Raw genomic sequence first — 15,855 nt, 5'->3', positions numbered from 1 at the left:
TTTTTAATGCCTCCTCAAATTCATTTTCATTTCGAATTTCTCCTGCTTCATACATTTTTCGCAAAGTTTTTCCAACTTCATCAGGATACAATAACAATTTTGCTTGCAAAAGGAAATTCTTCACTTGCTGTAATGTTCCTCGACAGCTAATTCTTTATCCCAAGAGAGTATTTTGTCGCCCTAATGCAATTCCCAATGCCCTCTTCGACTTGTTGCACATCCAAAATATTACGTATTTCTATTGGAATACACATAATTTTATTGCGATCAACCTGAGTAGGTGCGTCTAAAGCACTTGGAATATAATTCCAATAGCCTTTGCTGCCAACTATAGTTACGCCAATATACATTGTAGTTGAACGTCCCAGATTTTTATATAGCTCAGCTGTATCTGATATCAGTTTTCTTAATTCATCAAATAATTCAACTGTCATCAGATATATTTCACCATTTATCATTCGTGTAGACAAATCTAATCTCAATTCAACAACGCCACTGTTAAATATTTGCAACTGCTCAAAATTATATAGTTCAGAATAATCTGGAAAATACACTCCATCCACATTAGGAACAGCTTGCCCTCTAATCAAACTATTATACAGTTTATCAAAGTTCAATTTTCCTTGTTTGAACAATTCAAACATTGGGATATAATCCATTTGATTTTTAAATGTAGCTGGAATTATATGCAACAATGCAAAAGGAGTTGCCTCTTCCACCATATATTCATTTAATCGTTCTTCTCTGAATTTCTTAATATCTTCTGACAACATTACAGCATTCAAAAAATCATTTCTCATCTCAGAATAAGACATTGGCTGTTTTCTATTTCCTCTCCTTATATAAAAATGAAATTCTCCCTCTTTTTCTTCTGTAATATATGGTTTATAATAGCCTCTGTGAATATGAAGAACCACAATATATTTATCTTCATACAATGGAATAAAAGAAAAATCAACATCTGGAGTTACTGGCTGAATAGCTTGTAATTCATTTCTACGATCCAGCTCAAAATGATCCGGATCTGATATTGTAATTCCAATCAAATCCTTAGCCATCCCTGAAACTTCACTAATTCCAAAAAAGATATATCCGCCGTCTGAATTTGCGAAAGAACAGATATCATTTCTAAATTCTGCTTGCTTTTTCTTTTTTAAATTTTTATCAGCACATTCAAGCATAGCAAAATTGACTTTATAGTCTATGGAATTGTTCTCTCTAAAAACATCGTTTTCAATGAGAACTTTTATATCTTCCTTAGTCCAATCCCGAAATTCTTTATCGTTTATCTTCATAATGTTATCCTCGTATACAATCAGGCATTTAAGGGCTTACTCTAGAGTGTGTTTTATGTTTCATTCGGCACAGTTCGCTAAAGTTAAACTCAATAATTTTATGCGTGTTTATGAATTCTTACTTGTAAAGGTCTTCCAGCGTTATCAGCCGAACTTCACCTCGCTCTTGTGCCTGAAGAAGTCCCTCTGTGAATCCGCCTTTCGAGAAAATATAGTAGTGATAGTTGTTACCTTTTCCGAAAACTGAGGCATAATCCCGAATCAAGTCGAGTTCATCCACGCCAATTTTCTCATTTCTGTACTTACACGAACCAATGATATAGTCCTTACCCTCAACAGGAGTTCCGACAATATCAATCTGTATTTGCTTTTTCTTCTTCGAGTCTGTACCCCACCACTGACCGATTTCACTCAGCTCAATAGGGAGGCTATCCGAATAATAAAGCAGATAATCCTGACACATCTTCTCAAAAATCAGCCCCATATAATCCGGAAGATACTGCTTTACAGCGTGTGGATAGGTCTTTGCAATCCTGCCAGAGTCAATAACACTCATATTGATTGGCACAAACCGATACCAAAACCGGAAGAAGTTATCTGCCAACAAATAAATGGTTTTCTTACCCGTTTTTTCTGTAATCGGGGTTTCCTTTTTGGCAATACCAAGGTCAATCAGCGTTTTCAGATACTTCGATACGATTGAGTTCTCCTCGCCGACTTTCATCTTGATGTCATTCATTCGGGAAGCTCCCTCTGCAATCGCTTTGATGATTGCATTATAAATGGCCGGCTCCCGAAGTTCATGCTTCAGCAGATTTCCCGGTTCCTCATACAGATAGCTGGAGCGGTCAAAGAAATTATCCAGCAGAGCCTCATCCACACTATCCTTCACATCCAACTTGTTGATATAGTGTGGAACTCCTCCCGTGATTCCATAAATCAGGGAATTGTCCTCTGCGGACAGATTCGGGTGAAACACAGCTGTTTCCTTATAGTCCAGCGGCTCAATCTTAAACTGACCGGTTCGTCTGCCATACAATGGACTTTCCTTGCCAAGTACCTGACTCTCCATGAAGCTCATAGAGGAACCGCAAAGAATCAGGTACATCTTGGACTCCGTCCATTTGTGGTCGATGATATGCTGCAACATCGCTGAAATAGACTGCTTCGCTTTTGCAAGATATGGATACTCATCAATAACAAAGACGATTCTTTTTTCCTTTGAAAGTACTGTCAATTCATCCAGGGCAGCATCATAAGACCTGAACTCCGGTGCAGATTCCATATCTGGCCGCTCAAAACTCATGATTGACTTTGAGAGAGCCTCCAGATTTTCCTTTCCTGTCGTGTTCAATGCAGAAAAGAAAATGGTAGGTTTATCTTTACAGAACTCATTGATCAATGCAGTTTTACCAACACGCCGTCTGCCGTAGATGACAATACACTCAAACTTATCACCAGCGTACCGTTTATTCAGTTTCCGAAGTTCATCCTCACGGCAATAGAATTGACTCATTCGCCCACCTCCAATAATTATACTCGTAAGTTAGTAACTCGTAAGTTACTTTTTACGAGTATAATAAATCAGATGGTCTTCATAGTCAAGTAAAATAAGTCGAACCATTAGAATCGGTCGAAGTCTGACTGACTTGCCAGCTCTTTGTACGGATACAGTTGTCCTGTATCAATGCTGTTCTGTATCATCTCACCAGATGGGTGGATTCCCTTCTTCCAATGTGGGAATGACGGATCATTCTGCTCCTGGTCAATCAAGTTCCAGTACAGGGATCTGATTTTGTAAAAATCCTCTTTTTCTGCCTTACGGAATATCATTTTGTCCACCTCTTTACTCATGGAGTTCCAGCGGCAGTCCATCCGGGTCGTGGAAGAATGTCATCTTCTTACCGGTATAATCATCCACACGGATTGACTCACATTCAATCCCAACTTCTGCCAGCTCCCTCACCGTCTGCTCTACACTGTCTACGCAGAACGCAAGATGACGTAGCCCACAGGCTTCTGGACGGTTCACACGCTTCGGTGGATTTTCTTCAGCGAAAATCTCCAGCTCTGTGTGTTCATTGACACGAAGATCCAGCTTCCAGTCCTTACGCTCTGGGCGATAGTTTTCTCTTATAACAGAGAACCCCAGTTTGTTTACATAAAAATCCTTAGCGGCTTCATAGTCAGATACGATGATTGCAATATGATGTATTTTTGATAAATTCACTGTTGTCACGCTCCATTTCTTTTATTTTCGTTATAAACTATATGTCGGTATTCAAAATATGCCGTGTGTGTTTCGGACTCAGCTCAGAGCCCGAAACACACACGGCAACATTATCAAAACTTGATTACTTTCGGCTCATGGGTAAACGAACTGATGGTAGCCACACCATTCTTGAAGTAGAACACCTCAGTATTGCCATCATCTGCAGCATACATTTTCTTCAAACTCGGATAGGCATCCAGCATAGATTCTCTCGCTTCTACACGATCATCTTCTACCAACTCGCCCGCAACGCGAATCCACTCGTCGCCTTTGAATGCACACAACTCTGCTTTCGGGTTTGCGTGCAGCTGCTTGGAAACATCCTTCTTCTTACCAGTCTGGATGTACAGCTTGCCTTCAAAAATATGCGCTGTGCCAAACGGGCGCACTCTCGGCTGGTCGCCCTCGACCGTTGCCAGGTAATATGTTTCAGCTTCTTTTAAGAATTTCTCTACTTCTTCCATTTTTGTCGTTCTCCTTTTCTTAGTTTTTGATATGTTTTATTTCAGTTTTTCAGCCAAGCAGACTCTATATCTCCAGCCTCCACAATATTCCCTTCTCCCGTAATATAAAACATAAAGCCACGGTGATTTCCCATGGCTCCAGTATATCACAGATCCTAAAACAAATCTGCCTTATATATTCCCTTTTCAAACATTTCTTTAAAGCTGTCCCTGACAGCCATGACATCCTCCTTATAAGTCATTCCATACCAGGTATCATTGGTACGCAGCACTTTCACATCCATTTTTCCTTCAGCCAGTAATTCTCCGATAAAAGTCGGAATCAGATACTCAGCTTTCAACGGATCCGCTGGAACTTCTTTTTCAAAAAAACGGGCAAAACCAGTTTCCAATATCTCCAGGAAGTCTGGTGTTAATCCCCACATATTCATAGAAACAAGAGAATCTGTATCCAGAACTACACCCTCTGCAGTCTTAACAATATTCTTTGTTTCCACAACCTCAGTCAGGTTATTCTGCTCATCCATTTTGCAGATACCACGAGTTACACCGCCATTATCAGACAACGTATTTTTCAGCACAAAACCAGCCATACAGGATTTCCCACCGTTTACCAGATATTCATGAACAGCTCTGAAGCCCTCTTTTCCGTAATAATCATCTGCATTAATCACAATAAACGGAGTATTCAGCAGCTTCTTCGCTGCCAAAACTGCCTGTCCAGTTCCCCAAGGGGCGCACGGGTCAGCCCCCAATGCTTGCACAATTTGTAAACGTATTTATATTCTTAATATATCATGAAAATATTCTTCCAATAACTCCTTATGTTCAAAGTAATTGTTCAACACAAAGAATATAAAAGGCACTAAGACCTCTTTATCATCTTTGTACATTTTGCATTGATAATCCATTGGTATAGTTGAACGATCAATCTTAAAAGTTTTAACTCTTTTTCTGCCCTCTCCTTTAACACCGACATTATATATTCTCTCGTCATAGTTTTCTAAATCGTAGAAAATATATTCATGGTCAAGATGTGTAATCGTATTACCTACATGCTGCAAATGAATCATCTGTGTGACAACAAATTCCCCGTCTTCATGGAAATCCTTGCACAGTTCTTCAAAGGTTATATCGGAACCTTCTACTTTAATCCAAAGGCAGTCTTCATACTCTGCACTATAAAGTCTTGTAACATCTGGAAGTTTTTCAAAATCCCACGAAAAAATCCTTCCTTTTTCTAATGCCTCAAGTAAACTACCCATACAATTTACACCATCATATATATAGAAATCACACGAACGAATTGCAAAATTTCCTATATAATGCTTCTTATATAGCTCATCCAAAACTCCTGCTAATGGTCTTGGCATATTCAAGAATATAGTTTTATCCAAACTCGAATCATAAAGCCGTACTGGATCATTTTGTGAATCAAATTTTCTTATTTCATCCACAGGCAACAATCCCCATGCTCTGAATTCAGATGACTTATCAAAAACATTCTTATATAAAGCCTCTGTATTCGGCTGTTCCCCTGAATAACAATTTTTCATTTCGTTTTTTTTTCTATATAAATTATACGCCAAGTAGACATATACATAGGAAAGAACTCGTTCTGGAGCAGAACTTGCAAGCATATCTTCCTTTGACCTGTACATAGGAAATGCTAACAAATAATTATAATCTGCAACCCACTTAAGCAACGGTTCCTTAACTTCCGACAGTACCCTAAACGTTCCATACTTTTGAGCCAGCCTCGTTAATTCTGAATTGTTGTATTCCTTCACTTCAATACTGAGTAACCTAATTAGTTCCTTATGATCACAAGGTTGTGAAATTAAAGAAAATAATTTCTCATCCTTTTCGCGATATAATCCTGGTATGATCCCGTTAGCATATAATGCCTCCCGTTGTCCTGTCCATATAGGATCAGATTCTGTATATGCTGCATAATTTCTAGAGTCCGAAATTTTTTCACAATAGGAAAAAAATGAATATAATTCCTTTTTATTCATATAATTACTACCTTCTTACTTTAAATATTATCAAATACTCCCCGTTCATTTCTAAGAACGTAAGCGCTTAATTTTTAGGTATGATAGAAAAATCCCCGACTACTTTTCAGTAGCCGGAGCACCTTGACAATTCACATATGATTGATTTGATTCGTTTGCACGACGTTCGATCTCAGCTTTGACAGTTTCGTTCCATGGCGCCAGAAGTTCTAATTCATCATCACTCATCCTATCATCAGGCAGTTTCTCCAGCAGATAGGTAAGATAGCGATAGACGTTTACTCCATTGGCTTTTGCCATTTCTACCATTGTGTACACGATAGCGCTGGCCTGGGCTCCGTTTGGTGTGTCACAGAACAGCCAGTTTTTACGGTATGTTCTTAAGCACATAACCGTAAGAACTGGGAAATGATCGATACGGTCAACGGAGCTGCCAGTTCCGCAATCATTTACAGTATTGCAGAAACCGCAAAAGCCAATAATCTAAAGCCCTTTGATTATTTTGAATATCTGCTGACGGAGATTCCAAAACATACAGACGATAGAAATACAGATTTTCTCGAAGAGCTTCTTCCCGAGTCAAAAACACTACCGGAGCATATCCGAAAGCCTAAGAAGGCAGAGGAAAAATGATACGGCTGCTAAAAGCGGCCGTATCATTTTTCAAGGTACTTGGGTTCTACCGTTTACTATCTCTCAAATATACTTCTGCTTTTTCTTCCGTAACATACTTAAATGTAATTCCCTTTTCATCTCTCATTTTAACAACTAGATGCTCTGATGTCATCATAGGTTTATTTGTTCTATCGCTCATTAAAAACGCTCTTTCCGATTCATTTTAAATATTTATAACAGCCTTAAATATTCTATATTTTTGCTCTACATTATAATGTATACTCAGCTCGTAATTGTATCAACTTATTTTCAATATCCGTAACTTCTTTTTGCAGAGCAGCTTCAGTTATATCTATTGCAGGTTGGAAAATATTCATATTACCTTCAAAATGATTAAACTCGTTCAATAAAGTTTTTCTCGAAGTAAAAAATACCCTATTATTTCTCGCCTTATCCTTTTCTTCTTGTGTCGCTCCCGCTGCAGGTTTAAATGCTTTTTGAATAATATCTGTTAACAAGAGAACTTGTCCTTCTGGATGAGGTATATTAAAAATATCCACAAGTTCGTACTCAACTTTCATACGTGTATGATAATAAATTAATGTTTGTATCAATGTATCTGCCAAGAGCGGATACTCTTCTGCATCAATAATATCAAGCCTAGAAGTTGAAACATTTAATATATCCGAAACTGAGATTATTTCTGTAGGTTCTACCTCATATCCAAATGTCTTATTATAAATATCTGCTATATCAAGTGATCCATTTTCAAACCCATGCATTAATCTAGAAAGTTGTCCATATAAATCCTCTGGATCTTTCATAATATGGATATATCCTCGCAAGAAAGGAATCATTGCCATTAAGAAAAGTCTTTTATCGTGAATTATCGTTGCTAATTTTCCATTTTTATTTTGAAAAAGTTCCACCAAATTAGATAAACTAATTAGTATTTCTTTTTCATCTCTTTTCACTGGCAAAAATCCATTTCGACCACCATCCACATTATTTAAAATATATAGGTTAAAGCAATCCTTCAGTTGAACATTTAACAACCGGATCAAATCCGTGTTATGAGTCAAAATTATTTGTTTTTTATTCTCGAGAAATTTTATAATGCAAAAGGCTATTTTATTTTTATATACTGAATCAAAGCTAGATATCGGATCATCCAACACCACAAATTCTTTTTCTGAATTTCTTGCAAGAAGGAGCGCAAAAGCTAACGATATAAAATTTTGTTCACCACTACTTAAATGCATTTCACTTCTGTCCAATCCAAGGAGTTCTCCTTATCTTAACAGTAAGTGCCTCAAAATATAGCGTAGTGCAAAATAGCAGTATCTCTGCTATAATGCCTACATTATTGTTTGAGGCACTTTTTTCTATTTCGCTTCATCCTGCACTGTTCTGGCAGCTCCTTTGCCCAGGGCAGAAGCCGGTCAATGACCGATGGATTTTCCAGATGATGATTGTTGAGCATCTCTATGAGCAGGTGTTTCAGATACTCATAGACATCCAGATCATTGGCTCTGGCACTTTCCACCAGTGTGTATAAGACTCCGTTTGTGTCTGCCCCTAATATCTTAGGTGGAACTTTCTCTAGAAGTCACTAATGGACGAAGCCCTTTTACAAGTGTCTGAAACTCCTGTTCTGTATCCACAAAATGATAGGGTGCATACTCGCCATATGCTGTTGGTCTGCTAATTGTTACAAGCTGTACTCCCTTATAGCCAACAGCTCGATTCAGTTCCCTTTTTAATTCTACCAGATGCTTTCCATGAGTTGTTTTCAGCGCATAACAACCATGCTCATTACGATCTTTCGCTACCAGATAACACATTCTTCAACACCTCCTTAAATTCATGCTCATTGCGAATCAATCCACTTTCATACTTACCGCGCATTACTTTTCCCATCTCTGTCGGATAATTTTTCTTATACAGATAATCGTGAAGCCAGTTATTCAACTGTCTATCAAACAACGTATTAAACTGGATTTCTATAGGATAATGTCTTCCGCTTTTCTGATAGTACACATGAACACCTCTATAGCCATCATCAAACGCTTTTCCATTCGTTATATCAGCAATTCGGAACTGCGAAAACTTTTCTTCCAATATCTGATCATAGCTATCACAAAAAGCCCTGAAACCTAAAATGTCATTAAATACTTTCCGCGTTTGATGATCCGGATAGTAACGGTTATACTTTAAAAGTATAGAATCCAAACTCTTGATTCTATAATCTAACGCAATACCTGAAAGGATTTCCTGTTCATCAAGCCACTCAGTCATCGCAATCAATTCAGCAATTAATTTCTCTTTATCAAAATAGTGTAAATTCTTCTTCAATGGAATTCCCAGATGTGACTCAAATGACAACACATCCAAAATTTCCACCGATAATCCATTCATTTTCAACAACTGCTCATTCATAAGCATCCCTCCTGATTATCAGGATTCTTCACTTATGCTACCATAGATATGCTGAATTATCAAGGTATGTAAGAGATCCATATTCTTCTCCTAACTCTCTGACTCCAAAACAATATCCTTTATAAATTTTGGCGTAATTTCTTTTAAATACGAGTCATTAATAGAATACAAATTTGCCAATAACACTACATTTTTAAGTTGCAACGGTATTTTCATTTTTGTATTTATATCCGACAACCATACTAGAAAATCTTCTCTTTCAATCCTAAAAAATGCTTTCGCAACTTCTTTGTTTTCTCCAAAGTATTTTAATATTTCATCCATTCCCACATCATCTAAAATACGGATTCGAAATGTGTTTTTTAACATTGGAATCCATTCTCCGGACTTATAATGTCTATATGCTACCTCTGTTAGCAGACTTGAAATAGCCCAGTCACAATTATCCAAAGTAGCAAAAATACCATTCAGTGTTCGGCTAAGATCCTCATTATTTTCCCAATCTGGCAAACACTTATATCGAAAATCATGTTCTATTTCATGCCATCCTTCTGAGAAAATGGTCCGGATCTGAATTTCAAATGATTTATCAATTGGATAAGTCCAAATGACTGAATCAAAATTTTCTTCTACATCTGGTGGCAATTTACATACATAGTTTATTCGCTGCGGGCAAAACTTATCTGTTAATTCTTCATCCCTTGAAATGTTTAAAACATTAAAATGCTGCTTTATCAATTTCTCACACAGCTTGATATCACTTTTGAAATACAAAACAATTCGTATTCCAACCAGATCTTGCATTTTGTAATTCTGAATGTTCTTTTTTGCCCTATTTTCCAATTTATCGCAGACCGATTTTGAACCTTTAATTCTTGAAAATACTTTATAAAACAGTCCACATTTATCCAAATAATTTCTTATTTGAATTTCAAGTGGCTTTATTACAGAAATAGATATACTATCTATATTTCTACTCATATCATCAAATTTATCATTCATCCTGCTATCTCCAGTATTTCCTTAATTTCCTTTATCTTTTCCGTGTTTACAAACCAATAATGCCCCTCTTTATACAGCAGATTTTTATGTTTCAAGCTTTCAAGGGCATTCGCAATCCCCATCCTTGTCTCTTCATTCGGAGTTCTTAATAAAAACATTTCTGGAAGACGTCCTCTTGAAAATCGATTTCCTTTTCTCCAATACATTTTCAATACAATTTGTTCATAATTATCAGTAACAATATTTGCCTCTTCATATGCTGATTCTTTCATTAATTTCTCATGTCCAACACAATTAGCAGAAAAAATCAGTTTCCGATTTGTTGTCGTATCACGTATTACTTCAATATCGTAGAATTTACAATCGTAAAACGAGCATTCTTCAAAAGCTCTCGTTACAAATATGCTCTCCTTAAACAGACAGTTACGAAAAGTACATCTTTTGAAACCATATGATCCATCAAAGAAAACATCTTGAAAGCTTCGATTTGAAAAATAATGGCTCTCATAATTACGCTGAATTGTATTTGCTAATTTAATTTCCGTATCTAACTGTTGTTCATAATTTAGCCTATCTATCTGCGGTAAAACTTTCTCTAACAATTCATTTTTTTTCTCATCAGAGCGGCTGGCATACGCCGTACAGGCAATATCAATATATTTGCCATCCATTTCTTCCAAAATAGAATCATCTTCTAGAATACAATCACCTATCAATATTCCAAATATAAAATCATTAATAAAACCAATTTGATTCTTCTGTGGTGAAATTCTGTTTAATAATGCATGTCCAGCAAGTTTTGTTGCAAACTCCTCTTCTGTAGGACGTTCTTCAATTGCTACATATCGGTCCCTGTATGATTTATAATTGTCATGAATAATCTCAATAAACAAATCTCTTATAAAAGAAATTTCCTCTGCAATAATCTCAAACTCAACAAAATCCTTAGCAATTTGCTCCATAATTCTATATTGCTCTTTAACAGTCAGTTGTAACGATTGCCTCTCTCTTTCTCTTTCCAGCAAAGAATTAAAATAATAAGAAATCACATTTTCAACATTACTACATGTCTCTTCAAACTTATCCATTTCCATGCTTCTCATAAAAGCCAATAATATAGGATTAATAATACTGGCAAAGGGAATTCCATGCTTTTCCAAATATTCTGTTTTTTCAAATCCAATCCAATCAGAAACTGTAGGTTCATCAATAGAAACTCTGGTTACATTACATTTCGGTAAATGCTTATCTTTCCATTCTTCGAAAATATCACCTGTAAATATTGCACTTTTCCTGGAAGTTAAAACAACCTTAGTCTGGCACCCCGGCTCAAACAACTCTGCAATTGTATCCAGCATTGTTTGTGAATCATCCTCCACACTATTAGGATCAGACATGTTTTTATTTGATCTTGAGATCAATTCATCAAAGCCATCAATTATAAGTGGCACTTTTCCGTTTCTAATCTCCGAAATAACAAGTTCTGATGACAGCGATGTAAATTTTCTATCAATTTCATCCAGTAATACATACCGAAAAAGCGCTGCTTTTCTATTCTTCGATAATTCTGTAAAAATAGGGGCAAAATTATCCGTACAGTTATCTGCAATCATTTTAATAAGTTCGTATGACGTACAGGTTTTTCCATATCCAGCAGCCGCCTCCAAAATAATCAATTGTGCTCCTGGTTTTTGAATCTGCTCATAAATTCCGAAAATTAAATCCTTTTGTTCTCCCTCACAATTCCAATTACACTTTGGTTCAACATATTCATAGGTAGCCCCTAGCAACTTTTTGGACTGCAACTCGCCAAAAAGTTCATAATCTTTTAATAAGCGGTCATTAATATTTTTCACAGCGAAAAATCCATTGAATAATAATTCATGTGTTTTTTCCAATGACACATATTCAATGATTCTCACTGAGTAACCAGCTTCTTCAAATTCTCTTTTTAGTTTTGTCTCTTCAATCTGGTTATTAAATTTAATAATTTCTGCATTATAAAAATAGCCATTGCTATAAGTAAAAACTACATAGTCATCCGACTGCTTAACTTTTGAAAAGCCATACAACTCATACAACGCTTCTATTTCTTCTATAATTTTTTCCCCGATTTTCATTTTCCAGTTCTCCGTTCTCTACCGCCTGCCTTGTGAAGTTTTCCTAGTGCTTATAAAAAAATACTATCACACGCATTTCCAAATCTTCCAATTTTCAAACACGCAATGATAGTATCCTTTCATCCTATACAATCATTAAAATTTTCTGTAATTGTAATCATATCTTAAGTTCTTCCCCCCATATATCGCCATGAAAAATATAATAAAGTTTTGGAGTCTATTTTCAACTTTTGTTTAATCATGATACCATAATTTTCATGTTCCTGTCTATCCCACTTGCTGCGTTTATAGAACTTTTACAAACACTCTTATATTTACTACATGAGGCAACAAAGCCACATTTTCCCATAGCTGGTCTCCCATCACAGATCTGAAAATAAATCTGCCTTATATAGTGTTTTGAGGCACTTACGTTCTGACCTCAATGCACTTCACGGATCAAGTAAACGCACAGTTTTTCAAACGACAGACTTTAAAGAAGGATACTCATAACTATTTGTGTACATATACTCTGGTGCACAATCAATCTCTTCATCCAGCCATGTAACAACTCCAGCTACCACTTTATAGTTTTTAAAAATGTTTTCATCCGACAACGGAGCAAATGCTTCTCCTGTTAAAATAGTAGCATCAAAAAGTCGCTGCTCACCTGTAGAAAATGTAAGAATCATCATATCATCTAATGGTTTCGCTGATACTACTTGAATATTTTCTGTCTTTTCACTGGCATATACAATTCCATTTAACGAAAACATACACGCACATCTCCTACTGTAATGGCTTGTATTAACTTCGGTGTACTTTATGTCGAGGATCCAATCGAATAATCTTATAGTAACCAGCTTCAATCACCACGTGTATTCTAAAAACCTCTGTCACCTCATAGTGATACACCTGCATGCCCCTGTAGGTGTCATCGGTATCTGGTTTTCTCGAAAAAGCACGATCCACTTGCGTTACTGTCATTTGAGAAACTTTATTTAAAAATGCCTGAAACTGTTTGACGTTTTCTGGCGTTAATTCCTTGAACGAATATCCATTCTCCAGTGGATATTTAAAGCATAATTCAAAAGGAACCTCTCTATTTTGCTTCTGAGTTAATTTTGCCATTCTTAATCGCCTACATAAATCGACTTATAATAAGAGGCCATTGTAATTGGAGAAATAACAACTGTACACCTCTCATCTGGCTCATATCCTCGTCGCGCTTCCATCCATGGCAGCTCGCGGTGAGTCAATGCTTCAAGGGCGTTTCCGGTATTATCTCCATAGGTATCCCAAACATCTTCAAGAAGATCTTCGTCAGCAGCATCTAATTTCACTTTTACAGATCCCCCGATTCTTATAGGATCATATCCAAAAGACTTAAAGCGTTCCCACAATGCTGGTGAAACCGGACCGTGAACCCACGCCTGATAATCTGTATCTTCTAAGCGATAACCCTTAAGAGCATAACACCATGCCTGGGCATAGTAACACAGCTTTTGTAGTTTTTTCTGAGTCATTTCGCCCTTCAAAAGGAACCAATTGGCAATATCAAAAACCGAATACTTACCTGTTTCCTCCATATTAATATTGGGCATTTCATCGGAATCGACAATGACGTATCGCTGCGTATCCGTGGAAATTGCAGAAGTTACATAAGAGCGATAAGCACTATCGGAGGTTGTTACTGCTGAATTAAGTTTGGTAATCTGCACCTCTTTCATAAATGATTGTCTCCTCTCCATCTGTTATTGCTAAGTTATCATCATCCGAAGAACGGTCGTGTCGCCATCCCTCAAAATTCACTCTATTTTGAATTGCAATTTGACCATCCGGCATAGACGCTCTTACTACAACACCTTCTGTAGAAAAATAATCTGAACCACCAACTACACTTTCAAGCAAGCAGCGTCTAACGGTATATGCACCGTTAACTTCTGTTAGCATAAACGGTTTACTAAAAAGTAATTCATCATTGATATCGTCATAGAGCTTTTTTATGAGTTCATATTGCTCGGGCGATGGTTTTTTGACATTAAGACCCAATTCGTTTTGAGCCTCTCGACGATTGATTGTATAATCATGGCTGCCAGATTCACTACATAAGAACGCTATAATCTTTTTTATTTTATCCGGATCAGTGACCTGATTCTGTATCAGCTGTTCAGCCATCATTTGAATCTGCGCCTTTGAACGATAAACTTCTCCAAGAACCAATGGATGAACAAAATCTGATAATTTTTCAAAAATACTGGCAAGGGATGCATTGTCTGTGATAGACAGTTCGTTCTTCGCAAATTCCAAATATCCCTTAACAGCTTCAACGCTTACAGGGAACAAGCTTCCATCAGGTACTTGTGGATTCAACGCCGTATGCAAGCTTGGATCAATTGGACCGAGAGTGGCTTGTTTTGTCATAACCACTTCATTAGCACCAAGACTAATAATTGTTCCAGAACTATGGGCCTTATGTGGAACAATCACCTGTAATATATCACAATACATACGCAGCAAATTAACAATATTACGCGCTGCGGAAGTGTCACCACCTCGTGTATAAAGAACCAACGAAATCTTATTACATGGCCCGATTTTATCAAGATGATCGATAAAATAATCTATGACATCAGGTGCGATTTGTGCACTCATGTTTGGGCGATCGCTTGTGATATACACCAAAATTTTACTATCAAAAACCTCTTCCAATTGTTTGTAAAGCGCTACACGATCACTATACATATGGCACACCTCCATTTTTGATATTTATTATACACGGTATACATGCAAAATGCTATTCCTTTTTTTAAATCACGAGGCAACTGGACTTAAACTAACCGATAGTGCAGACTGAACGTCAAAGCCATCGGTCATCTTTATCCAAATATTCTTGATACTCTGTCAAATATATTCGTTGGTTCTTCTAAGCGCATCAAAACAAGTTGTTCTAATGTGTCTCCCTACCAAATTCGACACCATTCAACATTATTCGAATTTTTATTCATAATTTGGTCATCTCTCGTTTACAATCTAGCACCAGGTGTCTGACCCCAATGTTGGGTTCTGTGATTCCGAGACGTTCACATGCCTGTGAACTTCCAGAAATTTTCCGCCTAAAACTCGCACCACAGCCGCAGCTGTGGTGCATTCTTGTCATAAGACCGTCCGCTCTTTACGATTGCTGACAGGATTTCATCCTTCCTTATCGCATCCCGCTTGTCCAACAGCTCTTTCAAAACTGCAGTTGCATGGTCATATCTTTTCTTCGCTGCGATTACATCCGCTTCCGCTCTTTTAATCTTTTCATCCAGGGCTTCCCTGCTTGTTTTTCTTGTTCGTGCCATCTTTTTCTCCTCTCTATTCCGCCTTTTTTAATTCTTTACTTAACTCGGATGCATAGTATTTTATGTGATTCGCATCCAGACCAAACGCATTTAATATTGTTTTCTGATTAGCTGTTACTGCATGATCCAGTCTGTATACATTATCCAGTTGACGCACCATTTCTATCTTTTCAAGTTCCTTTAAGGCTACTGGAACTGTCATATAATTCGGTTTCTTTTCCAGGTTTTTCATCTCTTCTTTCAGCTTTATATACATCTTACAGCGCAGTATCATCGCCACAAACTCAACAAATATCTTAGCCCT

General features: G+C 37.0%; 17 protein-coding genes and 4 pseudogenes. 1 reads left to right on the top strand and 20 read right to left on the bottom strand.

Going from position 1 to position 15,855, the window contains the following annotated elements; translation table 11 throughout:
• Positions 1 to 146: 146 nt before the first annotated feature.
• The 8 genes and pseudogenes from LIQ05_RS16315 to LIQ05_RS16280 form a co-directional block, all read right to left on the bottom strand.
• The gene (locus LIQ05_RS16315) at positions 147 to 1,295 is read right to left on the bottom strand and encodes an ATP-binding protein (protein WP_226822371.1); all 1,149 of its coding nucleotides are present in this window, start codon (positions 1,293 to 1,295) and stop codon (positions 147 to 149) included.
• Between the two features lie 118 nt (positions 1,296 to 1,413).
• On the bottom strand, positions 1,414 to 2,811 hold the full coding sequence (locus tag LIQ05_RS16310; protein ID WP_226822369.1) for an ATP-binding protein: 1,398 nt from the start codon (positions 2,809 to 2,811) through the stop codon (positions 1,414 to 1,416).
• Positions 2,812 to 2,918: 107 nt separating this feature from the next.
• Positions 2,919 to 3,128, bottom strand: coding sequence for a hypothetical protein (locus LIQ05_RS16305; protein WP_226822367.1), 210 nt, complete (start codon positions 3,126 to 3,128; stop codon positions 2,919 to 2,921).
• Between the two features lie 13 nt (positions 3,129 to 3,141).
• Positions 3,142 to 3,525 (bottom strand): VOC family protein, encoded by a 384-nt coding sequence (locus tag LIQ05_RS16300; RefSeq protein WP_226822365.1) that lies wholly within the window; start codon positions 3,523 to 3,525, stop codon positions 3,142 to 3,144.
• 113 nt (positions 3,526 to 3,638) lie between these two features.
• Entirely contained in the window at positions 3,639 to 4,031 is a 393-nt protein-coding gene (locus tag LIQ05_RS16295) for a pyridoxamine 5'-phosphate oxidase family protein (RefSeq protein ID WP_226822364.1), read from the bottom strand.
• Between the two features lie 155 nt (positions 4,032 to 4,186).
• Positions 4,187 to 4,765: pseudogene (locus LIQ05_RS16290) on the bottom strand (nucleotidyltransferase); the annotation flags it as partial.
• A 45-nt stretch (positions 4,766 to 4,810) separates the two neighbouring features.
• A complete protein-coding gene (locus LIQ05_RS16285; protein WP_226822363.1) occupies positions 4,811 to 6,049 on the bottom strand; it encodes a hypothetical protein in 1,239 nt (412 codons plus the stop codon).
• Positions 6,050 to 6,148: 99 nt separating this feature from the next.
• Positions 6,149 to 6,421, bottom strand: a pseudogene (locus LIQ05_RS16280) (transposase domain-containing protein); the annotation flags it as partial.
• 21 nt (positions 6,422 to 6,442) lie between these two features.
• On the opposite strand from LIQ05_RS16280, the pseudogene LIQ05_RS16275 reads away from it, so the two are divergent.
• Positions 6,443 to 6,682, top strand: a pseudogene (locus LIQ05_RS16275) (transposase domain-containing protein); the annotation flags it as partial.
• 251 nt (positions 6,683 to 6,933) lie between these two features.
• On the opposite strand, the gene LIQ05_RS16270 reads toward LIQ05_RS16275, so the two are convergent.
• The 12 genes and pseudogenes from LIQ05_RS16270 to LIQ05_RS16215 form a co-directional block, all read right to left on the bottom strand.
• The gene (locus LIQ05_RS16270; protein ID WP_226822361.1) at positions 6,934 to 7,941 is read right to left on the bottom strand and encodes an AAA family ATPase; all 1,008 of its coding nucleotides are present in this window, start codon (positions 7,939 to 7,941) and stop codon (positions 6,934 to 6,936) included.
• A gap of 86 nt (positions 7,942 to 8,027) precedes the next feature.
• A complete protein-coding gene (locus LIQ05_RS20415; protein WP_226822359.1) occupies positions 8,028 to 8,210 on the bottom strand; it encodes a transposase domain-containing protein in 183 nt (60 codons plus the stop codon).
• A gap of 40 nt (positions 8,211 to 8,250) precedes the next feature.
• Positions 8,251 to 8,508: a DUF6718 family protein gene (locus LIQ05_RS16260; RefSeq protein ID WP_173717021.1), complete on the bottom strand. Its 258-nt coding sequence runs from the start codon at positions 8,506 to 8,508 to the stop codon at positions 8,251 to 8,253.
• Entirely contained in the window at positions 8,480 to 9,103 is a 624-nt protein-coding gene (locus LIQ05_RS16255) for a RelA/SpoT domain-containing protein (RefSeq protein WP_173717022.1), read from the bottom strand. Before LIQ05_RS16255 ends, LIQ05_RS16260 begins: the two co-directional genes overlap by 29 nt.
• A 90-nt stretch (positions 9,104 to 9,193) precedes the next feature.
• Positions 9,194 to 10,105, bottom strand: coding sequence for a RelA/SpoT domain-containing protein (locus LIQ05_RS16250; protein WP_173717023.1), 912 nt, complete (start codon positions 10,103 to 10,105; stop codon positions 9,194 to 9,196).
• Positions 10,102 to 12,225, bottom strand: coding sequence for a hypothetical protein (locus LIQ05_RS16245; protein ID WP_226822357.1), 2,124 nt, complete (start codon positions 12,223 to 12,225; stop codon positions 10,102 to 10,104). Before LIQ05_RS16245 ends, LIQ05_RS16250 begins: the two co-directional genes overlap by 4 nt.
• Before the next feature lie 458 nt (positions 12,226 to 12,683).
• Positions 12,684 to 12,980, bottom strand: coding sequence for a DUF2442 domain-containing protein (locus LIQ05_RS16240; protein WP_173717025.1), 297 nt, complete (start codon positions 12,978 to 12,980; stop codon positions 12,684 to 12,686).
• Positions 12,981 to 13,011: 31 nt separating this feature from the next.
• Positions 13,012 to 13,335 (bottom strand): MAG6450 family protein, encoded by a 324-nt coding sequence (locus LIQ05_RS16235; RefSeq protein WP_226822355.1) that lies wholly within the window; start codon positions 13,333 to 13,335, stop codon positions 13,012 to 13,014.
• Between the two features lie 2 nt (positions 13,336 to 13,337).
• On the bottom strand, positions 13,338 to 13,934 hold the full coding sequence (locus LIQ05_RS16230; protein ID WP_226822353.1) for a Panacea domain-containing protein: 597 nt from the start codon (positions 13,932 to 13,934) through the stop codon (positions 13,338 to 13,340).
• Positions 13,906 to 14,949: an SDH family Clp fold serine proteinase gene (locus LIQ05_RS16225; protein ID WP_226822351.1), complete on the bottom strand. Its 1,044-nt coding sequence runs from the start codon at positions 14,947 to 14,949 to the stop codon at positions 13,906 to 13,908. Before LIQ05_RS16225 ends, LIQ05_RS16230 begins: the two co-directional genes overlap by 29 nt.
• A 371-nt stretch (positions 14,950 to 15,320) precedes the next feature.
• A complete protein-coding gene (locus LIQ05_RS16220) occupies positions 15,321 to 15,551 on the bottom strand; it encodes a hypothetical protein (RefSeq protein ID WP_226822349.1) in 231 nt (76 codons plus the stop codon).
• A 13-nt stretch (positions 15,552 to 15,564) separates the two neighbouring features.
• Positions 15,565 to 15,855 (bottom strand): annotated as a pseudogene (locus LIQ05_RS16215) (transposase); the annotation flags it as partial.

The sequence above is a fragment of the Blautia glucerasea genome (genome assembly GCF_020537505.1).
GTDB lineage: Bacteria > Bacillota > Clostridia > Lachnospirales > Lachnospiraceae > Blautia_A.
The sequence above is the reverse complement of the archived record's forward strand: the minus strand, read 5'-3'. Positions and strand labels throughout refer to the sequence as shown.

Bases quoted from the DNA above. Each gene is read 5' to 3' on its own strand.
- LIQ05_RS16315 (WP_226822371.1), bottom strand. From the start codon at position 1,295: ATGAAGATAAACGATAAAGAATTTCGGGATTGGACTAAGGAAGATATA.
- LIQ05_RS16235 (WP_226822355.1), bottom strand. From the start codon at position 13,335: ATGGCAAAATTAACTCAGAAGCAAAATAGAGAGGTTCCTTTTGAATTA.
- LIQ05_RS16230 (WP_226822353.1), bottom strand. From the start codon at position 13,934: ATGAAAGAGGTGCAGATTACCAAACTTAATTCAGCAGTAACAACCTCC.
- LIQ05_RS16240 (WP_173717025.1), bottom strand. From the start codon at position 12,980: ATGTTTTCGTTAAATGGAATTGTATATGCCAGTGAAAAGACAGAAAAT.
- LIQ05_RS16220 (WP_226822349.1), bottom strand. From the start codon at position 15,551: ATGGCACGAACAAGAAAAACAAGCAGGGAAGCCCTGGATGAAAAGATT.
- LIQ05_RS16260 (WP_173717021.1), bottom strand. From the start codon at position 8,508: ATGTGTTATCTGGTAGCGAAAGATCGTAATGAGCATGGTTGTTATGCG.
- LIQ05_RS16310 (WP_226822369.1), bottom strand. From the start codon at position 2,811: ATGAGTCAATTCTATTGCCGTGAGGATGAACTTCGGAAACTGAATAAA.
- LIQ05_RS16250 (WP_173717023.1), bottom strand. From the start codon at position 10,105: ATGAATGATAAATTTGATGATATGAGTAGAAATATAGATAGTATATCT.
- LIQ05_RS16305 (WP_226822367.1), bottom strand. From the start codon at position 3,128: ATGATATTCCGTAAGGCAGAAAAAGAGGATTTTTACAAAATCAGATCC.
- LIQ05_RS16285 (WP_226822363.1), bottom strand. From the start codon at position 6,049: ATGAATAAAAAGGAATTATATTCATTTTTTTCCTATTGTGAAAAAATT.
- LIQ05_RS16295 (WP_226822364.1), bottom strand. From the start codon at position 4,031: ATGGAAGAAGTAGAGAAATTCTTAAAAGAAGCTGAAACATATTACCTG.
- LIQ05_RS16245 (WP_226822357.1), bottom strand. From the start codon at position 12,225: ATGAAAATCGGGGAAAAAATTATAGAAGAAATAGAAGCGTTGTATGAG.
- LIQ05_RS16255 (WP_173717022.1), bottom strand. From the start codon at position 9,103: ATGAATGAGCAGTTGTTGAAAATGAATGGATTATCGGTGGAAATTTTG.
- LIQ05_RS16225 (WP_226822351.1), bottom strand. From the start codon at position 14,949: ATGTATAGTGATCGTGTAGCGCTTTACAAACAATTGGAAGAGGTTTTT.